Here is a 24,360-nt window from a genome sequence, read left to right as displayed (position 1 = left end):
GTTACTGCGATGCCAACAAGTGGCGGATCTTTGAATTAATAATATCAATGGCGATTTTGTTCTTTCCGCCGCGCGGAATGATCACATCAGCATATTGCTTGGAAGGTTCGATAAACTGCAGGAACATAGGGCGAACCGTGGCGTGGTACTGGGCCAGAATCGAATCGAGTGAACGCCCGCGCTCTTTCACATCGCGCTGAATACGGCGCGCCAGGCAAATGTCCAACGGCGTATCGATGAAGATGCTGATGTCCAGCTGCTCACGGATGGCTGGATCGGTTAGCAACAAGATCCCCTCAACGACCACCACCTGGGCGGAAGCGATGTTCTTGGTCTCGGCGGTACGGTTGTGTTCGGTATAGCTATAAACCGGGCAGTCGATGCTTTTGCCCTGCTTTAACTGTTTGATCTGCTCCACCAGCAGCTCGTGGTCCATCGCAGAAGGATGGTCGTAGTTGGTTTGAACCCGCTGTTCCATGGTTAAATGGCTTTGGTCGTTGTAGTAGCTATCCTCTGCTACTACCGAAATGGTCTCCTTGCCTAACTCATGGCGGATGTCTCTGACGATGCTTTTTGCAAATAAACTTTTGCCGGATGCAGATGCACCAGCAATGCCGATAACGACACAATGACGATCTTGATTATTCATGGGAACTACCTGGAGGATTTGGCGTAAATTATAGGCCTTGTAATTGGTTACGTCATCCAAAGAATCACATACTTAAGCACGCTATGCGGTCTTTCCAGCCTAGGCATTCCATGCCGCTTGAGGTAGTATTAGCGCCCTATCCGATTAATCAATTCGCTTTGGCACGAAGTAGATCTCATGACAGAACAACAAAGAAACATTCTTGTTACCAGCGCCCTCCCTTATGCAAACGGCCCGATTCACCTTGGCCACATGTTGGAGTACATCCAAACCGACATATGGGTTCGTTTCCAACAGCTGCGTGGTCATAACTGTATCTATGTATGTGCGGACGACGCCCACGGTACCCCAATCATGCTGAAAGCTCAGCAGATGGGTATTACGCCGGAAGAGATGATCAACCAGGTGCACACTGAGCACAGCAGTGACTTCTCTGAGTTCCTGGTGAAGTTCGATAACTACCACAGCACCCACAGCGACGAGAACCGCGAGCTGGCGCAAAGCATCTACCTGAAGCTGAAAGAAAGCGGCCACATTAAGACCCGCACTATCTCTCAGCTGTTCGATCCTGAGAAAGGCATGTTCCTGCCGGATCGCTTTGTAAAAGGCACCTGCCCGAAATGTGGCGCAGAAGACCAAAACGGTGATAACTGTGAAGTATGTGGCGCGACCTACTCGCCAACCGATCTTAAATCACCTAAGTCGGTTATCTCCGGCGCTGAGCCGGTACTGAAAGACTCAGAGCACTTTTTCTTCGACCTGCCAGCATTTGAAGGCATGCTGAAAGAGTGGACTGCGTCTGGCTCGCTGCAAGATGAAATGGCCAATAAGATGAACGAATGGTTCGAGCAAGGCCTGCAGCAGTGGGATATTAGCCGCGACGCACCTTACTTTGGCTTTGAGATCCCCGGCGCCGAAGGAAAATACTTCTATGTATGGCTAGATGCGCCTATCGGTTACATGGGCAGCTTCAAGAATCTGTGTGACAAGCGCGATGATCTCGACTTCGATGCGTTCTGGTCAAAAGACTCTGACGCCGAGGTGTACCACTTCATCGGTAAAGACATCATCTATTTCCACAGCCTGTTCTGGCCTGCAATGCTCGAAGGTGCCGGTTACCGTAAGCCGAACAATGTATTCGCCCATGGCTACGTCACGGTAAACGGTGAGAAGATGTCTAAATCGCGTGGCACCTTTATTAAGGCGCGCACCTACTTGGATCACCTCCAGCCAGAGTACCTGCGTTACTACTACGCGGCTAAGCTTAATAACCGCATCGTGGATATCGACTTAAACCTAGAAGATTTCACCCAACGCGTGAACTCAGATCTCATTGGTAAAGTGATCAACATCGCCAGTCGCACCGCTGGCTTTATTACCAAGCGTTTTGACGCGACTCTGGCCTTAGAGTGCGCCAACGTTGATTTGCTGGACGAGTTCCTAGCAGCCCAAGACACCATCGCCGAGCTCTATGAGCAACGCGAGTTTGGTAAAGCTATGCGCGAGATTATGGCGCTGGCCGACAAAGCTAACCAATACATTGCAGAGCAAGCCCCTTGGCAGCTGGCTAAGGCCGAGGAAACCATGGTTCAGGCGCACAACGTTTGTTCGCTAGCTATCGAGTTGTTCCGCATCCTGCTGACCTATCTCAAGCCAGTGGTGCCTGAGCTTGCAGCCAAAGTTGAAGCCTTCTTGGGCCGTGAGCTGACTTGGGCCGGTTTAGAGACCACCATGTTTGGTCAAACTATTCAGCCATTTAAGGCCCTGATGCAGCGCATCGACAGCAAAGACGTTGAAGCCATGGTTGAAGCATCCAAAGAGAATCTGGCAGCAGCCGCTGCGCCGGTTAAATCGGATGCTCCAGCACAACAGTCAGCCACCAGCAGCGATATCGAGCCAATTGCCGACACCATTAGCTTTGACGACTTCGCCAAGGTTGATTTGCGCATCGCGCGCATCGTTAAGGCTGAACACGTGAAAGAGGCCAACAAGTTGCTGCGTCTCGAGTTGGATTTGGGGAATGAGACTCGTCAGGTGTTCTCTGGCATTAAGTCGGCTTACCAGCCAGAAGACCTTGAGGGTAAGCTAACCGTGATGGTCGCAAACCTAGCGCCACGTAAGATGCGTTTTGGCGTGTCAGAAGGTATGGTGCTGGCCGCGGGCCCAGGTGGCAAGGACATTTGGCTCCTGAACCCAGACGACGGTGCCCAGCCTGGCATGCGAGTAATGTAAACGCGCTCAACTAAGTACCAAAAAAGCCCACCTTTGCGTGGGCTTTTTAGTTGGTGCTGAATTGAGAATAGGTTCTGTCAGTAATCTCGTTAAGTGCAACGACGCTGACAGACTCCACATTTGCTGCCGGCGATCCTTGCTGTAGCCACAGCTGCAAAGCTTTAAGTGATTGCTCATCACCCTCTGCAATCACTTCAACCCGGCCATCAGCTAGATTGCGCGCGATCCCTACAAGAGACAGAGTGTTTGCTTGCTTCTGGGTGAAGTAGCGAAAACCGACTCCTTGCACTTTTCCGCTAACCAATGCGTGGAGTCGTTTCATCGGGTTGCCCTGCCTTCGTTAGCCGGTGAACTCGGCGTTCAATTCAACAAGGGGTTGATGGGCGTTGGGCTGGATAGGAGTTCTTGAGCGAAGGATTGTTTGGCGTGTTTACTGATGGGGATGGCGCACTTGTCGAGGTCGAGTTGGAAGAAGCGAGTGGGTTTGCCTTTACCGTTAACCCCATCAAGTTCGTTGAAGCCAAATTGGCCAAGGGTCCAACGCAAACGCTGGTTATTGCACTCACAAATCAAATTAAGCAAGGTATAACCACGTTCTGTCGCAAAGCGGCGCGACCAGTCAACCATCTGCTTGGCGTAGCCGACTCCCGCATAATCGCGGCGTACAGTAAGCTTGCGCATAAACATGCTTTCGCGGGTGCTTTTCTCGTCTAGCTGAAGGCTATGGGTTTGATTATTCAGAACCATCGCAGCGACGGGGACGCCACGACTAAAACCAAGGAACATCTCGTCTAAGCGGTACTTAGCGAGCAAGGCATGGGGGGTAATATCTTTACCGGTCCAGAACTGTTCGCCGGTATGCTCGGCCCAGTTGGCCGCTTCCATTAAAATGTCGCAGAACTGATAAAGTTCCAGACAAGTAATCGCTCTAATTTCCAAGCTGTTTTGGTGCTCGGTCAGCATAGTATCCCCAATATTTTCAGCGCTCTTATCGTCCTGAAGCGCACTTAACCGTTGTCTGCCTAGATGAATGAAAGACTTTCAAACGACCTAACTACTATTAATCGATGTGGATTAAAAGCGCAGTTGTCACGTGCTGTATTCATGAGCTTGATCTCATTTTAGTTGATCTGCACGCCAAGAGCAATGTAAGGAATCTGAAACATTGCGCTTCCATTGTTCTCAATCAAAAGATTTGTAATGCTAGCGCAAACGCAATAAAGCAAGGACAAATTGCCCCTATGGACCAATGCGCAAGCCCCGGACTTCTCGACTTCCACGCCGCCCTTACTCAATTGACCCAACACGTACCGCTGCTTTGTGGTGAAGAAAGCGTCGAGCTTAGCGATTTACTTGGACGAATCACTGCACAGGCTATCGTCAGCCCCATCAATGTGCCCGCGTTCGATAACAGCGCAATGGATGGCTACGCCTTTAACGCAGCATCACTTGAAGGCGACACCCTCACCATAAGAGGTAGCGTACTGGCCGGTGATTACGACGATTTGCCACTACAACCCGGAGAATGCGTGCGCATTATGACCGGTGCGCCTATCCCACCCAATGCAGATACGGTGGTAATGCAGGAAAACACCGAAGCAAGCGGCAACGTGGTGCGCATCTTAAAACACAAAGCGGGTTCAAACATTCGTCGTGCCGGTGAAGATATCAAGCAAGGTGAAACAGCGATTCCAGTAGGTCATCAGTTAAAGACCGCCGATATCGGACGACTGGCCAGTTTGGGGATTGCCAGCGCTATGGTACGTACACGCCTTAAAGTCGCGCTCCTATCCACCGGGGACGAGCTTACCCAACCCGGTACACCACTTGCTCCCGGGGCGATTTATGACAGCAACCGTTTCGCCTTGCACGCAATGCTATCCAAGTTACCGATTGAGCTGTTCGACCTAGGCGTAATCAAAGATGACTATCACGCTATTCATGACGCCTATGTCCATGCCAGTGAACTCGCAGACATCATTATTTGCAGTGGCGGGGTATCAGTAGGTGATGCTGATTACACCAAGACGGTATTGGACGAGTTAGGCAAAGTCGCGTTCTGGAAACTGGCGATGAAGCCCGGTAAACCCTTCGCCTATGGGCCTATTGGCGATAGTCACTTCATTGGACTACCCGGTAACCCAGTGTCAGCGATTGTGACCTTCTATCAGCTCGCTATGCCTATGCTGGCGAGCGCTATGGGCTGGGAACGTCCGTCACCGACTAGCGTCAAAGTTAAGGCGGGCTGCGCTATCCGTAAGTCGCCCGGTCGAACCGACTTCCAACGCGGCATCTTAGGTTGTGACGAAGATGGTAACCCCGTAGTGACGACCACCGGGGCTCAAGGCAGTGGTGTGTTCAGTAGTCTGAGCGATGCGAACTGTTTTATTGTACTGGAGCGTGAGCGCGGTGCAGTTGCAAAAGGTGAACGGGTTAACGTGGAAATGTTCCGGGCACCACTAGTGTGACGCTTGGCTTTCTTCGAGCGGCGCGTAGCCAAAGGCTTTAAGGATTGCGCGCCCCTCTTCTGATTCGATAAACGCTTATAGCTCACTGACTTCTTTGGTTTCATCAAGAACGGCGTAAAACTGCTCTAAGGGTTGATAGTAGTGCCGGGGTACTAACCAGTAGTCTCCAGCAGGCTGGTAAATCACTTGAGCCAGAGAGACAAAACCGGCCGGGACGCGATCTGCCAAAATGAAATGGTAGGCTTGTTCTACGTCGCTGGCGATAACCGGCGTCGCACGACCATCGATTTGACTAATCACCTGCTTAGCAGTTACGCCATAAGGGGCATTGAGCGGGTTAGCTAACACATACGGTTGCTGCCAATTCTGCCAGGTGGACTGATCCACCCTTCCCTGTTCACCTTTACTGGTGCTTGGCGCCCAAAACACTAAACGGCCTTGAACATAAGCGCTAATACGCGATGCTACACCACCATCATGCAAAAGCTTCGGCCGCAACTTATCGGCAGAAAAGAAAATGTCTATCTCTTCGCCCTGCAGAATTTGCTGGTAAAGAACGCCGCTTGAAGCGGCTTTAATCCGAAGGTGAGGCATATGGGTGCGTTGCTGATAACCTTTCACCAACGCTTGCAAGGCAGGCTCGAAGTTACTCGATACACCGATATCGAGGGTATGGGCGCCGGCTGGCGCCCACGACAATACTATGCTCAGTAAGCTTAAGACCAGCGCTTGCTGGCAACCCTGTCGCTTTCTCTCTGCTCGAGCCATTGTTCTCCTTGATCGCTAAGCTCCTTTTTCCAAAAAGGCGCTGAGGTTTTAAGGTAGTCCATTATGAACTCGCAGGCATCAAAAGCTGCCTGACGGTGGGCGGAATTAACGCCGACAAACACGATTTGCTGATTGACCTCTAACCGGCCAACCCGATGCACCACTGCCACATCGTTAATCGGCCAGCGCTGTTTGGCTTGTTCGACAATATCCGAGAGCGCGCGTTCCGTCATCCCCGGATAGTGTTCGATAAACAGCGCGTTGACTGCCGTGCCGAGGTTGAGATCGCGCACCAGACCGGTGAATGTCACCACGGCGCCGCTTGATGGGTTCTGCTGCAGGGCTTGGTATAGCGCAGCAACATCGAAGTCCTCTTTTTGCACTGAAATCACCCGACTATCCGCCTGTGACCGGGGGGAAAAAGGCGACTTCATCATTGTCTGCCAAACGATGCTCGCCACTGACTTGCTGCTGATTGACTGCACAGAGGATCTCTTGCGACTTTAACTGCGCCCAATTGTCGCCTCGAGAAGCCAGTTGGTCGGTAAGTGCCGCTACCGTTGCACCTTCTGGGCATTCACACTGAACGCTATCGCCCAATTGCTCGCGTAGGCGCGCGAACAAACGTACGTTAATCTTCATCGCCAGTTCCCTTGGTAGTGTTAGTATGCTGCTCGCCATGCTCTGCGATAAAGTGGCCTGACTTACCGCCGCTTTTCTCCAAAAGCTTTACCTCGCTGATCACGATGTCTTTTTGAACCGCTTTGAGCATATCGTAGATGGTAAGTGCTGCGACACTGGCTGCGGTTAATGCCTCCATCTCGACACCGGTCGTGCCAGTTAGTCGCACTCGGCTTTCCACCCGGATCTGATACTGCGCCTCGTCCAACTCAAACTCGATAGCCACCTTGGAGATCATCAAGGGATGACACAAAGGAATAAGGTCGCTGGTCTTCTTGGCCGCCATAATGCCCGCAAGCCGAGCGCAACCTAGTACTTCGCCCTTAGGATTGTTCTCGGCAGATAGCGCCGCCCAGCACTGGGCGGATAGCGAGACTCGCGCCTGAGCACGCGCCTCGCGCACCGTCTGCTGCTTGGCAGAGACATCAACCATCTCTGCCTCGCCGTTGTGGTTCAAATGACTTAGCAAGCGTCCACCTCCTTGACATGAGGGGCAAAGTTACACGGCTTGTGGGTCGAGTCTAGCTGCTCAAGCAAGATGCTGTTCCAAGCTGTTTTGCAGGCGTTGGTTGAACCGGGAACGCAGAAGATGGCCGTCTTGTTTGCCATTCCGGCAATAGCACGACTTTGCACGGTAGAGGTACCGATCTCTTGGTACGACACATAGCGGAACAGCTCACCGAAGCCTTCGATGGGTTTATCAAACAATACGCTTAGCGCTTCGGGAGTGTTATCACGCTCAGTAAAACCAGTGCCTCCCGTTGAGATAACACATTGGATAGTTGGATCCGCAATCCATTTGCTCACGATTGCGCGCAGCTTATATACGTCATCGATAACGATCTGCTTGTCTGCAACCTTATGACCGGCTTCGCTTAGCGCCTCGACCAGAAAAGCACCCGAGGTATCGTTTTCCTCGGTTCGGGTATCAGATACGGTAAGAACTGCCACGCGCAATGGCTTTTTTTCTGCACTTGCCAAATGGCCCATTAGTTACTCCTTAATTGTTGTATGTCACGCCACTGCTGGGGCGTATTCACGTTTCCAAATACCGCGGGTTGCTCGCTGCTTACTAGCGCTTCGCTTTGAGTCGTCTTGAGAAAAGCGCGAAGGCGGTAGTCTCCCTGAGCGAGTTGTTGTGAAATAACCGCGCGAGTGTCAGGGGTGTTTTGCACGATAAGGGGAAAGAGCGAGTCTTGAAAGTGATAACTGCCGGGCTTTGATTGATAACTGTGAGCAAGTTGCTCTAGCGCGCTTAACGATAACAACGGCATATCGACCGGACAAAACAGCCATGCAGACTTGCTCGGATTGGCATTAAGACAGCTTGCAATGCCACCGAGGGGGCCACGTTTTTCATATAGATCCGGGATACAAGCGAAACCTTCGTAATTGCCGCTTACATAGCACTGTTGGCACAACTGCGCTAATAGCTCCATGCTGTGTTGCAACCACGTTTTGCCTTGCCAAGGTAGCAAGGCCTTGTCCTGACCCATCCTTGTCGATAATCCGCCCGCTAGAACGGCTGCAGCAGGTACCACGTCTAACCCTTTACATCCCTATGCTTTTACAAGCTTCTACTTTGTTACCAGCATGCCGTTGCTATTAACAAAAATAAAGGCCTCTCAGCCATTTTTGACTGGAGGCCTCGATTATCATCAATGGTTTACTGATCCCAGCGGCGTAATATCAGCAAGCTTACCAACGCCACAGCGACAAAACCTCCGAGCAAAATGGTGGGTATCGCCGCATAGCCCAATACATGCCAAATAATTGATTCTAGTTGACTCATCTCGGCTCCTTATTGCCAGCCTTCAACACCGGCCATATCCGGCAAGCGGTGAGCAATGCCCTTATGGCAATCTACACAGGTCTTGTCGCCATCAGCCAGCGCGGTGGAGTGCTGTGCAACACTGCGAGGACCTTGTTCAGTGAAGTCCATATATTCGAACTCGTGACAGTTACGACACTCGAGTGAATCGTTCTCTTTCAAGCGATGCCACTCACGTTCAGCCAAGTGCTTGCGGCGAGCCTGAAACTTCTCTTCAGTACTGATGGTTCCCATGATGTGGGCAAACACCTCTTTACTGGCTTGCACCTTACGCACCATTTTGTCGGTCCAGTTGTGTGGCACATGGCAATCGGAACAGATTGCTCTGACCCCGGAGCGATTTGAATAGTGGATGGTAGATTGGATCTCTTTAACAATGGGCTGGTGACAGCCGGCACAGAACTCTTCTGTGTTGGTCAACTCCATCCCCGTATTAAATGCCCCCCAAAACATGATCCCACCGAAGAACCCCAACGCTAGCACAATACCAACCGCGGCCTTACTGGGACGTGAGAGGGCCTTAAAAAAGGCCTTTATCCATTTCATACTGCTGCCTCTTGGTTAACGGAGTGACTCTACTGGCTCAAACTGGTTGTCGACCAACTCTGGAGCATCGACCTGCGGCACATGGCACTGCAAGCAGAAATAACGACGTGGTGATACATCGGCCAACACCTCACCATCGCGACCGAGATAGTGGGTCACACTCACCTTGGTGGCGCGACTGGCAGGTGCATTCTTCCAGCTATGACACGACATGCATTTGTTGGCATTCAAGCTCATCTCATAGTTGCGAATATCATGGGGGATCAACGGAGGCTGAAAGATATAGGCATTGGGATAGGTGGTATCCTGCTCAATCACCGACTGCATGGTCGGCGGTTGGGCCTCTTGGTTCAGTTCGGTGCTACCACGCAGTGAGCTAAGCCCACCGTTGGTAACGTATTCGTCCGCAGTAACCTGTCCGATGGCAAAGCTGGCGAACAAAACAGCGAATAGGGTTTTAGTCATTGCTTGTTTCTCCTGCTCTATGCCTTGACCATGCGCACTGCGCACTTCTTAAAGTCGGTTTCTTTGGATAGTGGGTCGGTCGCATCCAGCGTCAGTTTATTGGTCAGCTGTTTGGCATCGAACCATGGCATGTAAACCAAGCCTTTCGGTGGACGGTTCCTGCCGCGTGTTTCAACCCGGGTACGCACCTCACCGCGACGGCTCTGCAGCAACACTTCATCACCGCGGCGTAAATCACGCTCTTTGGCATCGTCGGGGTGAACATAAACCACCGCGTCTGGGTAGGAGCGATACAGCTCTGGTACCCGGCGCGTCATCGAACCTGAGTGCCAGTGCTCGAGCACCCGGCCGGTGCTTAGCCACAAATCGAACTCTTCGTCTGGCGACTCAGCTGCCGGCTCATAAGGAGTTGCGATAATCAGTGCTCGACCATCGGGCTTACCATAGAATTGGTAACCAGCCCCCGCTTTCACGTACGGATCGCTGCCTTCACGATAGCGCCACAAGGTCTCTTTACCGTCGACCACCGGCCAACGCAGACCGCGTACTTCGTGGTAGGTATCGAAGTCAGCCAAATCATGACCGTGGCCACGGCCAAAGGTGGCGTATTCCTCAAACAGACCTTTTTGCACGTAGTAGCCAAAATGCGCTGACTCATCGTTAAGCGGTGAGTCAATTTGCTCCACGGGGTAAGAATCGATCTTACCGTTGGCAAACAATACGTCATACAAGGTTTTACCGCGATACTCTGGTTTCTTAGCAATCAGCTCTTCTGGCCACACTTCCTCTACACTGAAGCGTTTAGAAAACTCCATCAACTGCCAGAGATCCGATTTCGCCTTACCTGGTGCGGATACCATCTGATGCCAGAACTGGGTACGACGTTCAGCGTTACCGTAAGCTCCCTCCTTTTCTACCCACATCGCGGTTGGCAGGATCAGGTCGGCAGCTTGGGCGGTAACTGTGGGGTAAGGCTCTGAGACCACAATAAAGTTGGCGGGGTTACGATAACCCGGCAAGCTTTCCTCATTGATGTTTGGCGCAGCTTGCATGTTATTGTTACACATCACCCAGTAAGCATTGAGCTTGCCATCTTTAAGCATACGGTTTTGCAGCACTGCGTGATAACCCGGTTTGGGCGGGATGGTGCCTTCAGGCAGCTGCCAGATATCTTCAGCAATTTGACGGTGTTTCGGGTTGGCAACCACGTAGTCTGCTGGCAAGCGGTGAGCAAAGGTGCCCACTTCACGCGCAGTACCACAGGCGGAAGGTTGACCGGTTAGACTGAACGGGCTATTGCCTGGCTCGGAGATCTTGCCGGTAAGCAGGTGGATATTGTAAATCGAATTGTTGGCCCACACACCACGGGTGTGCTGGTTAAAGCCCATGGTCCAGAACGAGGTCACCTTGGTTTTGGGGTCGGCGTAGGTTTCCGCCAAACGCAATAAACGTTCTTCAGGCACGCCACTGAGCTCAGACACCGACTTCAGGTCGTAGTCTTTCAAGAACTCGCGATACTCATCAAAAGACATATCGCTCATGGCGCCGCTATCTGCATTCGCTGCGGCTTTTTGCAATGGATGCTCGGGACGCAGCCCGTAGCCGATATCGGTATCACCACGCTTAAAGTTGGTGTGCTGGTTCACAAAGTCCCAGTTAACTTTGTCGTTCTCAATGATGTAATGAGCGATGTAGTTGAGGATCGCCAAGTCAGTTTGTGGCGTGAAAATCATGCCGTTGTCAGAGAGCTCGAAACTACGGTGCTCAAAAGTAGACAGCACATGCACCTTCACATGGGGGTGAGAGAGGCGTCGGTCAGTAATGCGCGACCACAGCACGGGGTGCATCTCAGCCATGTTGGAGCCCCACAGCACAAAGGCATCGGCCGCTTCCATATCGTCGTAACAGCCCATGGGTTCATCGACACCAAAGGCGCGAATAAAGCCAACCACTGCTGACGCCATACAGTGGCGAGCGTTGGGGTCGATGTTGTTGGTACGGAAACCGGCTTTGTGCAGCTTGGCCGCAGCGTAGCCTTCCCACACCGTCCATTGGCCAGAACCGAACATGCCCACCGAAGTCGGACCTTTTTCTTTAAGCGCGGCCTTCCATTTCTCAGCCATCACATCAAAGGCTTTATCCCAACTCACCGGGGTGAACTCGCCTTGCTTGTCGTATTCGCCGTCGGTCATACGCAGCAGTGGCGTGGTAAGGCGGTCTTGGCCGTACATAATCTTGGAGAGGAAGTAGCCCTTGATGCAGTTGAGGCCCTTGTTGACCGGCGACTCTGGGTCACCTTGGGTGCCGACGACTTTGCCGTTCTGGGTGCCCACCAAGATACTGCAGCCGGTGCCACAAAAACGGCAAGCGGCTTTTTGCCAATTGACTCGGGTTTGATCCGATGAGGTGATCAAATTGGTTGCTGCTGCAGGTAGCTGGATCCCTGCCACGGCGGCCGCTGCGCTGGCAGCGTTCGCTTTAATAAACTGACGTCGAGTCCACTTCATCACCCTTCCTCTTTTTCGTTGTGATCGTTACTTTCGTATTGGTGGTATACCAAGTTGGCACACAGTACTTTCGGTAAACGGTTGATTTCTTCGATGACATCAACCAACCCGGAGCGCTCTCCGCCTTCTACGGTGACAACCAAACGACCTTCAGGGTGGAAGCCATGGACTTCTACACCTTCGTAGGCTGTGAGTTCTTCGATTAATGCTTGGATAGACGGAGGCTGGCAATACACCACCGCACTGCTGACATGAAATTCGTCCATTTGATTCCCAGGCTGCTGCTGCTGTGTTTCTTAAGTATTTGTATTGTATTAACCCTAGTAGCTATAAGCTTAAAGAGCGAAGACAAGATAAGACTAGTCAGACTGTGCCCGGTACGGTATACCCCTTTGGGGTGAAATTAGCCCAACGACATTGATTTAACGCAAGTTATCCGCCGATACTTGCCAAGTGCGGGGTAGCTCCCGTGTTCCCCTCTTGCAGAAAATGGCTGACCTTTTTCTCCCTCAGCGAGGCTTCCAGGAATGTCATCAACTCGCCTTGCTGTTGATCGTCTTCTAAAAGATGGCGCAGCGAGTAACCTTGCTCTCCAAAAAGACACAGATGCAACTTTCCGGTTGATGAGACCCTGAGGCGATTACAGCTAGCACAAAAATCCTGCTCATAGGGAAGGATTAACCCTACTCGGCCTTGGTAGTCAGGGTGTGCGAATATCTGAGCAGGCCCGGCATTATGGGAGGAAATCACCCGCTGCCAGCCATGATTTTTTAAGTAGGCCTTAAAACGTTGTCCACTGATATGGTTGCGGCGGAAGTAGTCGGGGTGCTGGCCCATCTCCATTAGCTCGATAAAGCGAACATCTAAGGCCCGGTTTTTAATCCAATCGAGATACTGGCCAAACTCACGCTCAGCGCTGCCCTTAAGCAGCACCGCATTCACCTTAACCCGTTCAAAGCCCGCCTGTAGCGCCGCTTCTACACCGTCCATTACCTTGGCGTAGGTTTTTGTGCCGGTGATCGCATTAAACTCGCGCGGGTCGAGACTATCGACACTAACGTTAACGCTGGTTAGCCCAGCGTCCCGCCACACTTGCGCTTTGCGGGCTAAACGAAAACCGTTGGTGGTCATCGCAACCTTCTCAACCCCCTCGACATCAACCACCCGCGCGATGATCTCATCGAAGTCTTTACGCAGGCTAGGCTCACCACCGGTAAGGCGGACTTTGTTAGTGCCCATTTTCGCAAACCCGCGCACCACGCGAGTGATCTCCTCACCGCTAAGATAGTTCTTGGGCTCTTGGCATTGATAGCCATCGGGCAGACAATACTGACAGCTGAAGTTACAGGCGTCTGTGATCGACAAACGCAAGTAGTAAAACTTGCGGGAAAATGAATCTTGTAGCATATGCACCTTTCCAATACGGGAGGCCTGCTCGTTTCCTTACAAACCCTGCTCAATCATTGTTGAGGGCCAAGCTGCCATATCGGGTGACTTAGGCAGTCGAGGCTTCGGTTTCTTTATTCAGCGTAAACGCTTTTTAGCACTTTGTTAAGTACCTGCATTCATTGTTACACTTAAGGAGTAGTTACGTTTTTAGCCCCATTCTGGAGTCAAGAGTGAAAGGATTCAGTAGTCGCCGCTCCTTGGGAACCATGGTCATTACGCTACTTAGCACGATGATCCTCATATTTGTTGTGGTTTCCTTGGTCTCGTTAACCAGCCTACGCAATAGCCTCAATGACGCCGAAGCGATCAACATCGCCGGTTCATTGCGCATGCAAAGCTATCGGCTCGCTTATTTGCAAGTGACCGACAACCAAGAACGTTTTGCAAAACTTGGCGAGTTCGAACGCTCGTTAGCCAGTCCCGCGCTGGTATTCGTCACTAAGCAAAATGATGAACTTGAACAGCTGTTTGCTGGAGTTCTCGACAACTGGCGCCAAATGAAACCCTACATCGAGACGGACGACCCTTACTATCCCCAGCATGTGGCCCGTTTTGTAAACCGCATTGATCACTTTGTAAATCGCACCGAATACTACTCCGAGCTCAAGGTTCAACGACTAAGCCAGTGGCAACTTGCAGGGCTCATCACCAGCTCGCTGATGGCCTTACTCACCCTTGCCTATTTGCGTTTCCGGGTTGTTCTGCCTCTGTATCAATTGGAGAGTTCTGCCCAGCAAATACAAGAAGGTAACTTTCAGATAGCCGCTCCCTCAGGAAAAGGTAGCGCCGAGTTGGAGCGCTTATCGGCGGCGCTGGTGGATATGGCCAAGCAACTCGATGTTTCCTACCAAAGCTTAGAGCGGCAGGTTGAAGCGAAAACCCGCGCACTTTCACAAGCGAATGCCGACTTGAGCTTTCTCTACCAACAAGAGCAACTGCTATTCAACAACCAGCTCGACGAAAAACTGCTGCAGCACAGTTTGGGCTTGCTGTCTGAAAACCTGGGCATTAGCCACGCCTCGTTAACCATCGATACCCTTGGCATCACGGTAAACCTGGGTGATGAGTCCCAAACCTACAACTACCAGCAAACCCTCACCAACAACGACCAAGCATTTGGACAACTGCGCTTACAAAGCGTGCCGGTCGGGCGTGAGGACATTGTTGCCAGCTATCAGCGAATCATCTCCAAGGTAGTTCGCTATGAGCAGGGCTTGTTGCAACGTCAAAAACTGCTGCTAATGGAAGAGCGTGCCATTATCGCCCGAGAGCTGCACGACTCGCTCGCGCAAACCCTCTCCTACTTGAAGATTCAAACCAGTCTCTTGCAACGTAGCCTTAGCGACCCAGCTATCGCGGAGGTCAACCCACCAGCAGGCTACGCCGATGAAATCCACCAAGTGATTAACGACGCTTACGTGCAGCTACGCGAGCTACTAAATACCTTCCGTTTAACCATCAAAGATGCCAGCTTGGCTGACTCGCTATCAGCCTTGGTCAAGGAGATGGGTCAGCAAACCGAAGTGACGATTAAGATCAACTCAAAGTTGGGCAATGACCTCGTACCAGCCCACCAACAAGTCCATATTATTCAGATATGTAGAGAAGCTATTGTTAATGCAATCAAACACGCAAACTGTGATAGCATCGAATTGAGTTGTGTCGATTATCCGACTAAGTTGTTGGTAAGAGTTAGCGACAACGGCCAGTCTGGCCAAAAACTTCAACAGCAGTCCGAACACTACGGGCTGCAGATTATGCAGGAACGCGCAGAACGCCTTGGAGGGCAACTAGAGTTCGGCAGCAGCCCCAGTGGCGGCGTCATCGTAACCCTCGAACTACCGCGCGAACAAGCTACAACAGGGAAAGTTAATGAGTCATCCATTGAATATAGTGGTCATTGATGATCATCCACTGATGCGCAAAGGCATCATTCAATACCTCAGTGTTGATCCTCAATTCAAGGTCGTAGGCGAAGCCAATAACGGCGCGCAAGGCCTTGAAGTATGCAGTGAGCTCGAGCCAGATATCGTGCTGCTCGACTTGAATATGAAGGGCTTATCAGGCCTGGACACCCTCAAGCTACTGCGCGAGAACCAAATCACCTCGACCACATCATCTTGACCGTCTCCGACGCTAAGCAAGACGTGATCAGGCTGATCAATGCCGGTGCCGATGGCTATCTGCTAAAAGATATGGAGCCCGAACAACTGCATATCCAGCTGCGTAAAGCGGCCAATGGCGAACAGGTGATGAGTGAATCGCTGCGTCCCTTTCTGCAGTGCCTCAATGAAAACGATGAGTTTGACAGCAAATTAGCCGCATTGACCAAGCGCGAACGTCAAACCCTTGCAGAAATTGCCAAAGGCTCCAGTAACCGAGAGGTGGCTAACCGCTTGAATATCACCGAGGGAACAGTCAAGGTCCACGTTAAAAGCCTGCTCAAGAAGATGCAGGCGAAATCGCGGGTCGAATTGACGGTGATGTATCTGGAACATAGCAGCTAGGAGCGGACAACGGTGGGACAAGTACTTGGACTGGCAGAATCAGCCACGTTAATCGTAGGTTTGGCGTTTGTGATAGTTGCCATTTGGCTTTACGGGAAACGCAAATCCGATTGGCTCGCGCCGGTTAAAATCGTGTTTAATCGCGTCGATGATATCCAGCCCAACGAGTTTGCAAAGCTGCGCATTGGTGTTGCACTGCTTATCGTTACAGTGGTGCTGCGTTTTGTTAACCATCTGATGTTCGCAGCCTGAGGAGCGCCATGAAGATTCTTTTGGTCGATGACACCCTTACTGAACGATTGGTATTAAATCGCTACCTCACCGCGATGAACCATGAAGTCGTGATGGTCGAAACCGGCGAACAAGCGGTAACGGCGTTCGTGGAAGCTCAACCCGACCTGGTACTGCTCGATGTGATGCTACCCGGTATCGATGGCTATCAGGTGGTGCAGAAGATCCGCGAAGTGGAAAGGCATTGGACCCCGGTCATCTTTCTTAGTGGTAAGAATACCGCTGAGGATATCAAAACCGGTATTGATGCTGGTGGCGATGACTACCTCACCAAGCCGGTAAACCGTTTGGTGCTTACCGCAAAGCTGCAAGCCATGCAGCGCATCGCGGATATGCGACAGACCTTGATCCAAACCCAGCAGCATCTCGAAGAAGCTAACCAAAAGCTCTCAGAGCAAGCGATTCGTGATGGCCTCACCGGCATCGCCAACCGTCGCCACCTGGAGCAGATACTGGATACCTCGTTTAAACGTGCTCAACGCACCCAATCGCCGCTAACTGTGATGATGTGCGATATCGACTGGTTCAAGCCCTTTAACGATCAGCTTGGTCACCTCAAAGGCGACGAGTGTTTGATTCAGGTGGCACAACTGATGTCTGAGGTCGTGCAACGCCCATATGACCTGCTAGCGCGCTATGGCGGTGAGGAGTTCTGCGTAGTATTAGGGGAAACAGACTTAGGCGGCGGGATGCACATCGCTGATATGCTACTGAACAAGATCCGCAACGCCGCAATCCCTCACCCCACTTCGCCTAACGGCATCGTCAGCATCAGTATCGGTGTTGCCTGTTCGCACAACCAGCCCGCCGAGAGCTATGAAGCCTTGCTCAAACAGGCCGATAAATCCCTTTACCAAGCGAAAGAGCAAGGCCGTGACCGCGCAGTTTGTTTCGACGCTTAGTTCTTTGCGAACTGCTTTTTGGTAAAGCGCGTTGCTGCCCGTTGCACACCCTGGTTGCGCATCGGTTTACCTCGGCGCGTTCCGGGGCTACCGCGGCGGTTATCAGCCGGTACCAGTTGGTGCTGGCCATTACCGATTAGCTTGGCCAAGCCCATGTTCTTCAGACCCTCGCGAATAATAGGCCAGTTGTCTTGGTCATGGTAACGCAGCAAAGCCTTGTGCAGGCGGCGCTGGCGCCCTTTCTTAGCCACCGACACCTTCTCAGCGTCATGGGCAATCTTGTGCAGCGGATTCATCAGGGTGTGGTACATCGTCGTAGCATTGGCCAGCGGCGACGGATAGAAGTTCTGAACCTGATCCAAGCGGAACTTGTTTTGCTTAAGCCACAGCGCCAACGCCACCATATCCTCATCACGGGTACCCGGATGGGCAGAGATAAAATACGGGATAAGATACTGCTTCTTGCCAGCCTCGGCCGAGTACTTATCAAACAGTTCCTTGAAGCGATGGTAAGTGCCCATGCCCGGCTTCATCATCTTGGACAGAGGACCGTCTTCGGTGTGTTCCGGTGCAATCTTCAAATAGCCGCCTACATGGTGCAGCGCCAACTCTTTCACGTAGCGCGGGTCTTCAATTGCTAAGTCGTAACGCACCCCAGACGCAATCAGGATCTTCTTAACCCCTTTAACCTTGCGGGCACGGCGATACAAGTCGATGGTCGGCGTATGGTCGGTGTCCATATGCTTACAGATGCTTGGATAGACGCACGACAATCTACGACAAGTTTTCTCGGCCTTCGGGCTCTTGCAGTTGAGGCGATACATGTTGGCGGTTGGGCCACCAAGGTCTGAGATAACACCGGTAAAACCGGGTACCTGATCGCGGATCTGCTCAATCTCGTTGATGATCGAATCTTCGGAACGACTTTGGATAATCCGCCCTTCGTGTTCGGTAATCGAACAGAAGGTACAACCGCCATAACAGCCACGCATAATGTTGATGGAGAACTTGATCATCTCATAGGCAGGGATCTTGGCTTTACCATAGCTAGGGTGCGGCTTGCGCTGGTAAGGCAGTCCAAATACCCCGTCCATATCTTCAGTGCTAAGTGGCAAAGCGGGCGGATTAATCCACAGTAAGCGATCGCCATGGCGCTGCACAATGGCTCGCGCACAACCGGGGTTGGTCTCCAAATGGAACACCCGGGACGCATGGGCATAGAGTACCTGATTAACCTTAACCTGTTCGAAGGCGGGTAAGCTGATATATACCTCTTCCCAAGGCTTTTTGTTGTCACGTTGCAGTACGATGGGCTTGGCAGCCTCGGCTATAGCCGGCTCAACCTGTTGTACATCGCTATCTTTGCTGCAGCTTTCCTCTTGCTCGGCATAGGGACTGAGGATCGGCTCAATTTTGCCCGGCTTATCCAAATGGGTCGAATCGATACCCGACCAACCGGGGATAGCTTGCTTGCGGATATGCGCAGTGCCACGTACTTCCGCTAACTGTTCTACGCTCTGCCCTTCATTCAAGCGATGGGCTACCTCGACCAATGGGCGCTCAGCATTACCGAAGATCAGCAGGTCTGCCTTGGCGTCAAACAACACTGAACGGCGTACTTTGTCAGACCAGTAATCGTAGTGGGCGATACGGCGCAGGCTAGCCTCGATACCGCCAAGGATCACAGGAACGTCTTTGTAAGCCTCTTTACAGCGCTGGCTATACACCAAGGTGGCGCGATCCGGGCGCTTACCGCCCACGTTGTTGGGTGTGTAAGCGTCGTCGTGACGCAGCTTACGCTCGGCAGTATAGCGGTTGATCATCGAGTCCATATTGCCGGCGGTGACGCCGAAGAATAGCCGCGGCTTGCCCAGAGCCATAAACGCGTCTTTGCTGTTCCAGTCGGGTTGGGCAATGATACCCACGCGGTAGCCTTTGGCCTCCAACATACGCCCGATCACTGCCATACCGAAGCTTGGGTGGTCGACGTATGCATCACCGGTAACGATGATAATGTCGCATTGATCCCAGCCTAACTGTTTCATCTCCTTGCGCGACATCGGCAAGAAAGGCGCAGGTTTAGCGATTCGGTTGGCGCAGGTTTGCGGCTGAAATAGGACACTGGCTGTTTGCATGGATTGGGGCTCTTTGACGCTCGGGGGCGCAATTATAACCAAATTAAACTTTGACGATAGCCTAAGTTAAGCACATAAGAAAAAGGGTATAATAAACAATCAGATGACTAGGTAATCAGGAACACATTTGTCGTTAGTACGCCGTATCTTTGCTTGCATGCTCACACTGGCCGTCAGCTTCCAGCTGTTTTCTTGCGCCCAGCGCCCAGAGCAAAGCCATATTGACGCACTTAAACACCCCAGCGAGGCGATATTACTCGACCCGGCCAGTACACTGGCAGAGGCCGCATCCGAGCATGCCATGCTTCTCACTGGCAGCAACGGCGTCACCCTGTTAAGTAGCGGTATTAGCGCCTTTGCTGCACGTTGGGAGTTGATTGAGCACGCCGAAGTCAGCGTAGATGCCCAGTATTACCGACTCAACAACGACCTTACCGGCAAACTATTTCTCGTTGCCCTACTCCGAGCGGCTGAGCGCGGCGTGCGGGTGCGCTTGCTGGTAGACGACATCAGTACTTCCGGGTTTGACCAACTGCTGAACACCCTCGCCGCTCACCCCAATTTATCTGTACGGGTTTACAACCCCTTCTACGACCGCCGCTATCGTGGCAGCCAGTTTGTGCATAGCTTCTCGCGCTTAAACCATCGTATGCACAATAAATCACTCACTGTCGACGGCGCTTTTTCGATAGTCGGCGGGCGAAACATTGGCGATGAGTACTTCAGTGCTCGCCATGATATGGAGTTCAGTGACCTCGATGCTATCGTCTTCGGTCCGGTGGTGGCCGACATTCAGCAAAGTTTTGACGAGTATTGGAATCACCACATCGCCTACCCCATCGAAGCCTTGGCGAACCCGCCTGCGGATACCCACAAGGTCTTACTCGAGCTTGAGCAACAGCTCTATGCGCAATCATTGCGCCCTTACCTACAGGCAACCCAACGCTTTGAAGACTATTTTTCTCAGCAAGGTAGCGAGCTAACGCTATTTGGCTGCGAGGCCACCTTGTTGAGTGATACGCCCGGGGTATTGGTGGGCTCACAGGTTGCAACCAAGCTGGGGCTGAGCATGGTGCGCTCAGCCGAAAGCATTGTGGTAGCGTCGCCCTACTTTGTTCCGCGTAAGCATGGCGCTGAAGGGCTGGCGGACCTCGCCGAGAAAGGTATCGAAATCTCGATTCTTACCAACTCACTGGCCTCCACCGATGTAGTCGCCGTGCACTCTGGCTATCAGCGCTACCGAAAGCAGTTGCTGGAAGCTGGGGTTAATCTGTTTGAGCTAAAAGCGGATGCACCTCAAGATAAACGGGTGAAGTTCTTCGGTAATCAAGCTCAGCGCTCAAGCCTGCACAGCAAGGTGTTCGTATTTGATCAAACACAGGTGTTTATCGGTAGCTTTAACTGGGATCCGCGCTCCATCAATATCAACAGTGAGATGGGCCTGCTGTTTGATTGTCCAGAGCTGGCCAGCTTTGTCTACCAAGGGGCATTCAGCGACTTGAAGCAAGATGTGTACTTTGTTGAGCTGGAGGGTAAGCGTGTAAGATGGCGGGAGTATCAGGGTAACGGTGAAGTACGGCAATACCGCTCAGAACCAAACGCCTCTTGGTGGAGGCGTTTCCAAGTATGGGTAGCATCATGGCTACCCATTGAAGACCAGTTATAGCTGCAGCAAGAATGGCCTAGTGGCCCTTGCCACCACAACATTCATGATCGTCGTCTTCATGGCCTTTGCCACCACAACACTCGTGGTCATCGCCCTTATCGTGGCTACCACAGCCGCCGTTACCGCCACAGCAACTGCTGCTAGGCTGATGGGCGTGGCCGTGAGCGATCTCTTCTTCAGTCGCTTCGCGGGTTTCGACGATTTCAACGTCAAATGCCAGGCCCACGCCAGCCAAAGGGTGGTTGCCATCAACAATTACATCGTCGCCTTCAACGGCAATCACCATCACCGACTGCTCGCCTTCTTCGGTGGTTGCACGGAACTGCATGCCCGCTTCCACTTCTATCTCGCCAAACATCGACAGCGGTACCGCTTGTACCAGGTTGTCGTTGCGCTCACCGTAGGCATCGGCCGGTTCTAACTCCAGCGCGAAGGCGTCACCGGCTTGCTTGCCAATAAGCGCAGCTTCCAGGCCTGGAACCAACTGCATATGGCCAATAAGTACCGCCAACGGGGCTTTGCCGGCAGTGGTGTCTAGCTGCTCACCGTTTGCTTTAACGGTGTAGTTCATGGTAACAACGGTGTTTTGGGTAATCGCCATTAAGCTTTCCTGTGAATGTGCTTGCTTAGCATATCGAAAAAAGGCGAGTTTACTCTTATGCCGCCTCTGGCTCCAGTATTTCTGTTTAACCTTGATGTTTTGGATGTAGTCTCGTGGACCTCACTAACCTTTTGTTGTTTATTCCTACCTTCTTTTTAGTCTCCATTACCCCCGGTATGTGCATGACCCTCGCGATGACGCTGGGTATGACTGTGGGTATTCGCCGCTCGCTATGGATGATGGCTGGCGAAATGGTAGGCGTAAGCCTGGTCGCCATTGCCGCCGTGCTTGGCGTGGCTGCCATCATGCTCAGCTATCCTCAGATGTTCACCGTGTTTAAACTGATTGGCGGCAGCTATTTGGCCTACCTGGGCATACAGATGTGGCGTTCGCGGGGGAAGATGGCGATTCCAGATACCCTATCAGCCCCGCCAAAGATTGGTCGAAAGGATTTGGCCACTCAAGGCTTTGTCACCGCAATCGCCAACCCGAAAGGCTGGGCGTTTATGATATCCCTGCTGCCGCCGTTTATCGAACATGGGCGAGCTCTTTGGCCGCAACTGAGCACTATGGTAGTGATCATCGCACTGAGCGAGCTGACCTGTATGCTTATCTACGCCAGTGGCGGCAAGAGCCTGCGCTTGTTCCTTAATCGCAGTGGTAATGTTCGCTTGATGAATCGCATCTCGGGCAGCCTGATGATTGGCGTCGCGCTTTGGTTGGTATTGGGGTAGTCGCGTTCTTCAGACATAAAAAAGGCCAGCATCATGCTGGCCTTTTTTCTAAAGCGTGAACGCTTATTTTAGCTTAGCACCTACAGGGCTTGCGCTACCCGCTTGGTCTTTCCACATCGGATCAACCAACTGCGCTTCAAGGCCCGGTACGGTAGCTGCGTTAAAGCTCGGCTTCTTACCCGCTTTAAGTTGCTTCTCGTAATCGGCAAATACAGCGAAGGCAACCTTAGACAGAGCAACGATAGCCGCGATGTTAACCAGTGCCATTAGGCCCATCGATACATCGGCAAAGTCCCATACGATGTTCAGAGAGGCTACAGAGCCCACCATTACCATCGCCAGAACCAGGGCACGGAATACGTACAGTGCAACCTTGTTCTTGGTCAGGAACACCAGGTTAGTTTCTGCGTAGCTGTAGTTGGCGAAAATAGAGGTAAAGCAGAACAGCATAATTGCGAAGGTCATGAAGTAAGCAGTCCATGAACCCAGTGCATCAGCCAGTGCTGATTGCAGCAGGCCGATACCGCCCAGCTCGCCACCGAAGTCTACACCCACAATCAGTACCATAGCAGCAGTTGCAGTACAGATAACGATGGTATCTGCGAACACCCCCAGCATCTGCACAAAGCCTTGCGCCGCAGGGTGGTTAGGGTTTGGATTAGCACTTGCCGCGATGTTAGCAGCAGAACCCATACCGGCTTCGTTCGAGAACAGACCACGAGCCACACCAGCCATCAGCGCGCCCATCAGGCCGCCAGCAGCTTGTTCCATACCAAAAGCGCTCTTAACGATGGCTACCAGTACGCCCGGCAGTTCGCTAATGTTCAGCAGGATCACAACCAAAGAGATGCTCAGGTAGGCCAGCGCCATAACAGGCACCAAGGTTGAAGCAACTTTACCGATCTTCTTCAGACCGCCGGTGATAACCCAAGCGGTAGCTGCAACGATGGCGATACCTACATAGGTTTCGTTAAAGCCGTAGGCGCTGCCCAGAGAGTCAGCAATGGTGTTAGCTTGTACGCCGTTGAAGGCGAAACCGAAGGCAATAATCAGCAATACAGAGAACAACGCGCCCAACCAACGAGCGTTCAGTCCTTGCTCCATGTAGTAGGCCGGGCCGCCACGGTATTGGCCATCGGCCTCTTTCACGCGGTAAACCTGAGCCAGAGTAGACTCTACGAATGCGGTAGCCATACCTAGCATGGCAATTGCCCACATCCAGAATACGGCACCCGGACCACCGGCGGTGATAGCGACAACAACGCCCGCCATGTTACCGGTGCCCACACGGGCTGCCATAGAGGTCCAGAAAACTTGTTTAGAAGAGAGGCCAGAAGCGTCTTGAGATTGGCCGCCTTTTAGTACGGATACGCCGTGTTTGAACATGCGGAATTGGACAAAGCCAAGGCGAAAGGTGAAGAAGATGCCGGCGCCAACCAGTGCATAAATAATCAGGTGGCTCCACAGCAGACCATTTAGTGTGTTGATGGCAGTTTCGATCAAACCTGCTTGCTCAACCACTTCTGCGGCCTCGATTAACTCAACCGCTTCTAACATCTCCGGGGCGTTTGCGGCTACAGATTCTGTTAGTTCTGCTGTTTCTAAAACTTCAGTCATGAAAGTGCTCCAATGTTGTGTCTGCCGTGCACTATTGAACTCACGGCAAATTGGTTTTTCCTCAACCGACTGCATCAAATGCCTAACTTATTAACATCTTCCTTGAGTGACCAAGCATCAATATTGGCACAAATAAGCAGTCAGCCTGGTGCTAAAACGCGGCGGAATATAGCACCAATCACTGGCAAAAGCGATATTTATGGAATTAAACGTTATTTATATGCGAATCGATAACTCTTTGCACTACTAGATGTAGTGCAAAGAAAACACTGTATTTTCCGTTACTTAGGTAGTCGGAAGGTGGATGTTAG

General features: G+C 52.0%; 25 protein-coding genes, 1 pseudogene and 1 riboswitch. Of the genes and pseudogenes, 8 read left to right on the top strand and 18 right to left on the bottom strand.

Features of this window, described 5'->3' with window-relative positions:
• Position 1 precedes the first annotated feature (1 nt).
• Positions 2–649, bottom strand: a complete 648-nt coding sequence (gene udk, locus G462_RS0110815) for a uridine kinase (protein ID WP_026959008.1) — start codon at positions 647–649, stop codon at positions 2–4.
• Positions 650–826: 177 nt separating this feature from the next.
• Between udk and metG the strand changes: the two genes are divergently transcribed.
• Complete coding sequence (gene metG / locus G462_RS0110810) at positions 827–2,881, top strand: methionine--tRNA ligase (RefSeq protein WP_026959007.1); 2,055 nt, start codon at positions 827–829, stop codon at positions 2,879–2,881.
• A 46-nt stretch (positions 2,882–2,927) separates the two neighbouring features.
• Here metG and G462_RS22515 read toward each other — a convergent pair whose 3' ends face one another.
• On the bottom strand, positions 2,928–3,203 hold the full coding sequence (locus G462_RS22515) for an acylphosphatase (protein WP_035477498.1): 276 nt from the start codon (positions 3,201–3,203) through the stop codon (positions 2,928–2,930).
• A 38-nt stretch (positions 3,204–3,241) separates the two neighbouring features.
• Entirely contained in the window at positions 3,242–3,844 is a 603-nt protein-coding gene (locus G462_RS0110800; protein ID WP_026959006.1) for a GNAT family N-acetyltransferase, read from the bottom strand.
• Between the two features lie 278 nt (positions 3,845–4,122).
• On the opposite strand from G462_RS0110800, the gene moeA reads away from it, so the two are divergent.
• Complete coding sequence (moeA, locus tag G462_RS0110795; RefSeq protein WP_026959005.1) at positions 4,123–5,349, top strand: molybdopterin molybdotransferase MoeA; 1,227 nt, start codon at positions 4,123–4,125, stop codon at positions 5,347–5,349.
• A 75-nt stretch (positions 5,350–5,424) separates the two neighbouring features.
• Here moeA and modA read toward each other — a convergent pair whose 3' ends face one another.
• The 12 genes from modA to moaA all read right to left on the bottom strand — a co-directional run bounded on the left by modA (position 5,425) and on the right by moaA (position 13,554).
• Positions 5,425–6,117 (bottom strand): molybdate ABC transporter substrate-binding protein, encoded by a 693-nt coding sequence (modA, locus tag G462_RS0110790; RefSeq protein ID WP_084405024.1) that lies wholly within the window; start codon positions 6,115–6,117, stop codon positions 5,425–5,427.
• On the bottom strand, positions 6,066–6,551 hold the full coding sequence (gene moaE / locus G462_RS0110785) for a molybdopterin synthase catalytic subunit MoaE (protein WP_157378604.1): 486 nt from the start codon (positions 6,549–6,551) through the stop codon (positions 6,066–6,068). The genes modA and moaE overlap by 52 nt, the downstream gene beginning before the upstream one ends.
• Positions 6,514–6,759 (bottom strand): molybdopterin converting factor subunit 1, encoded by a 246-nt coding sequence (gene moaD, locus G462_RS0110780; RefSeq protein ID WP_026959002.1) that lies wholly within the window; start codon positions 6,757–6,759, stop codon positions 6,514–6,516. Before moaD ends, moaE begins: the two co-directional genes overlap by 38 nt.
• Complete coding sequence (moaC, locus tag G462_RS0110775; protein ID WP_051326693.1) at positions 6,749–7,231, bottom strand: cyclic pyranopterin monophosphate synthase MoaC; 483 nt, start codon at positions 7,229–7,231, stop codon at positions 6,749–6,751. The genes moaD and moaC overlap by 11 nt, the downstream gene beginning before the upstream one ends.
• A gap of 29 nt (positions 7,232–7,260) precedes the next feature.
• Complete coding sequence (moaB, locus tag G462_RS0110770; protein ID WP_026959000.1) at positions 7,261–7,788, bottom strand: molybdenum cofactor biosynthesis protein B; 528 nt, start codon at positions 7,786–7,788, stop codon at positions 7,261–7,263.
• Entirely contained in the window at positions 7,788–8,339 is a 552-nt protein-coding gene (gene mobA, locus G462_RS0110765; protein ID WP_026958999.1) for a molybdenum cofactor guanylyltransferase, read from the bottom strand. Before mobA ends, moaB begins: the two co-directional genes overlap by 1 nt.
• 125 nt (positions 8,340–8,464) lie before the next feature.
• Positions 8,465–8,590: a TIGR02808 family protein gene (locus G462_RS24255; protein WP_084405023.1), complete on the bottom strand. Its 126-nt coding sequence runs from the start codon at positions 8,588–8,590 to the stop codon at positions 8,465–8,467.
• Between the two features lie 9 nt (positions 8,591–8,599).
• Entirely contained in the window at positions 8,600–9,175 is a 576-nt protein-coding gene (locus tag G462_RS0110755; protein ID WP_026958998.1) for a NapC/NirT family cytochrome c, read from the bottom strand.
• Between the two features lie 15 nt (positions 9,176–9,190).
• Positions 9,191–9,640 carry a nitrate reductase cytochrome c-type subunit gene (locus G462_RS0110750; protein WP_026958997.1) on the bottom strand — a complete coding sequence of 150 codons (450 nt, stop codon included), beginning with the start codon at positions 9,638–9,640 and terminating at the stop codon, positions 9,191–9,193.
• Positions 9,641–9,657: 17 nt separating this feature from the next.
• Entirely contained in the window at positions 9,658–12,147 is a 2,490-nt protein-coding gene (napA, locus tag G462_RS0110745) for a nitrate reductase catalytic subunit NapA (protein WP_026958996.1), read from the bottom strand.
• Positions 12,147–12,413: a chaperone NapD gene (locus G462_RS0110740; RefSeq protein WP_026958995.1), complete on the bottom strand. Its 267-nt coding sequence runs from the start codon at positions 12,411–12,413 to the stop codon at positions 12,147–12,149. Before G462_RS0110740 ends, napA begins: the two co-directional genes overlap by 1 nt.
• A 166-nt stretch (positions 12,414–12,579) precedes the next feature.
• Entirely contained in the window at positions 12,580–13,554 is a 975-nt protein-coding gene (moaA, locus tag G462_RS0110735; RefSeq protein WP_026958994.1) for a GTP 3',8-cyclase MoaA, read from the bottom strand.
• Positions 13,543–13,676: riboswitch (molybdenum cofactor riboswitch) on the bottom strand. Its footprint overlaps the gene before it by 12 nt.
• Before the next feature lie 90 nt (positions 13,677–13,766).
• Between moaA and G462_RS0110730 the strand changes: the two genes are divergently transcribed.
• From G462_RS0110730 to G462_RS0110715, 4 genes and pseudogenes are all read left to right on the top strand, one after another.
• Positions 13,767–15,500, top strand: coding sequence for a type IV pili methyl-accepting chemotaxis transducer N-terminal domain-containing protein (locus G462_RS0110730; RefSeq protein WP_157378603.1), 1,734 nt, complete (start codon positions 13,767–13,769; stop codon positions 15,498–15,500).
• Positions 15,469–16,103: pseudogene (gene narL, locus G462_RS22510) on the top strand (two-component system response regulator NarL). The gene G462_RS0110730 and the pseudogene narL overlap by 32 nt, the downstream one beginning before the upstream one ends.
• 12 nt (positions 16,104–16,115) lie before the next feature.
• Positions 16,116–16,355, top strand: coding sequence for a hypothetical protein (locus tag G462_RS0110720; RefSeq protein WP_051326683.1), 240 nt, complete (start codon positions 16,116–16,118; stop codon positions 16,353–16,355).
• 8 nt (positions 16,356–16,363) lie between these two features.
• Complete coding sequence (locus G462_RS0110715; protein WP_026958991.1) at positions 16,364–17,296, top strand: diguanylate cyclase; 933 nt, start codon at positions 16,364–16,366, stop codon at positions 17,294–17,296.
• Here the strand turns inward: G462_RS0110715 and G462_RS0110710 are convergent.
• Entirely contained in the window at positions 17,293–19,431 is a 2,139-nt protein-coding gene (locus tag G462_RS0110710) for a YgiQ family radical SAM protein (protein ID WP_026958990.1), read from the bottom strand. The genes G462_RS0110715 and G462_RS0110710 overlap by 4 nt on opposite strands.
• 127 nt (positions 19,432–19,558) lie before the next feature.
• On the opposite strand from G462_RS0110710, the gene G462_RS22505 reads away from it, so the two are divergent.
• A complete protein-coding gene (locus G462_RS22505; protein WP_051326682.1) occupies positions 19,559–21,097 on the top strand; it encodes a phospholipase D family protein in 1,539 nt (512 codons plus the stop codon).
• 16 nt (positions 21,098–21,113) lie between these two features.
• On the opposite strand, the gene G462_RS0110700 is transcribed toward G462_RS22505, so the two are convergent.
• Positions 21,114–21,698, bottom strand: coding sequence for an FKBP-type peptidyl-prolyl cis-trans isomerase (locus tag G462_RS0110700; RefSeq protein ID WP_026958989.1), 585 nt, complete (start codon positions 21,696–21,698; stop codon positions 21,114–21,116).
• A gap of 113 nt (positions 21,699–21,811) precedes the next feature.
• Here G462_RS0110700 and G462_RS0110695 point away from each other — a divergent pair, with 113 nt between their 5' ends.
• Positions 21,812–22,432, top strand: a complete 621-nt coding sequence (locus G462_RS0110695) for a LysE family translocator (RefSeq protein WP_026958988.1) — start codon at positions 21,812–21,814, stop codon at positions 22,430–22,432.
• A gap of 63 nt (positions 22,433–22,495) precedes the next feature.
• Here the strand turns inward: G462_RS0110695 and G462_RS22500 are convergent, their stop codons facing one another.
• Positions 22,496–23,989, bottom strand: coding sequence for an alanine/glycine:cation symporter family protein (locus tag G462_RS22500; protein WP_051326692.1), 1,494 nt, complete (start codon positions 23,987–23,989; stop codon positions 22,496–22,498).
• Between the last annotated feature and the right edge of the window lie 371 nt (positions 23,990–24,360).

Source organism: Aliagarivorans taiwanensis DSM 22990 (assembly GCF_000429505.1).
In the GTDB taxonomy this organism is placed as follows: Bacteria; Pseudomonadota; Gammaproteobacteria; order Enterobacterales; family Celerinatantimonadaceae; genus Aliagarivorans; species Aliagarivorans taiwanensis.
Note: the sequence above shows the minus strand (reverse complement) of the source record. Positions and strands in the feature narration are given on the sequence as shown.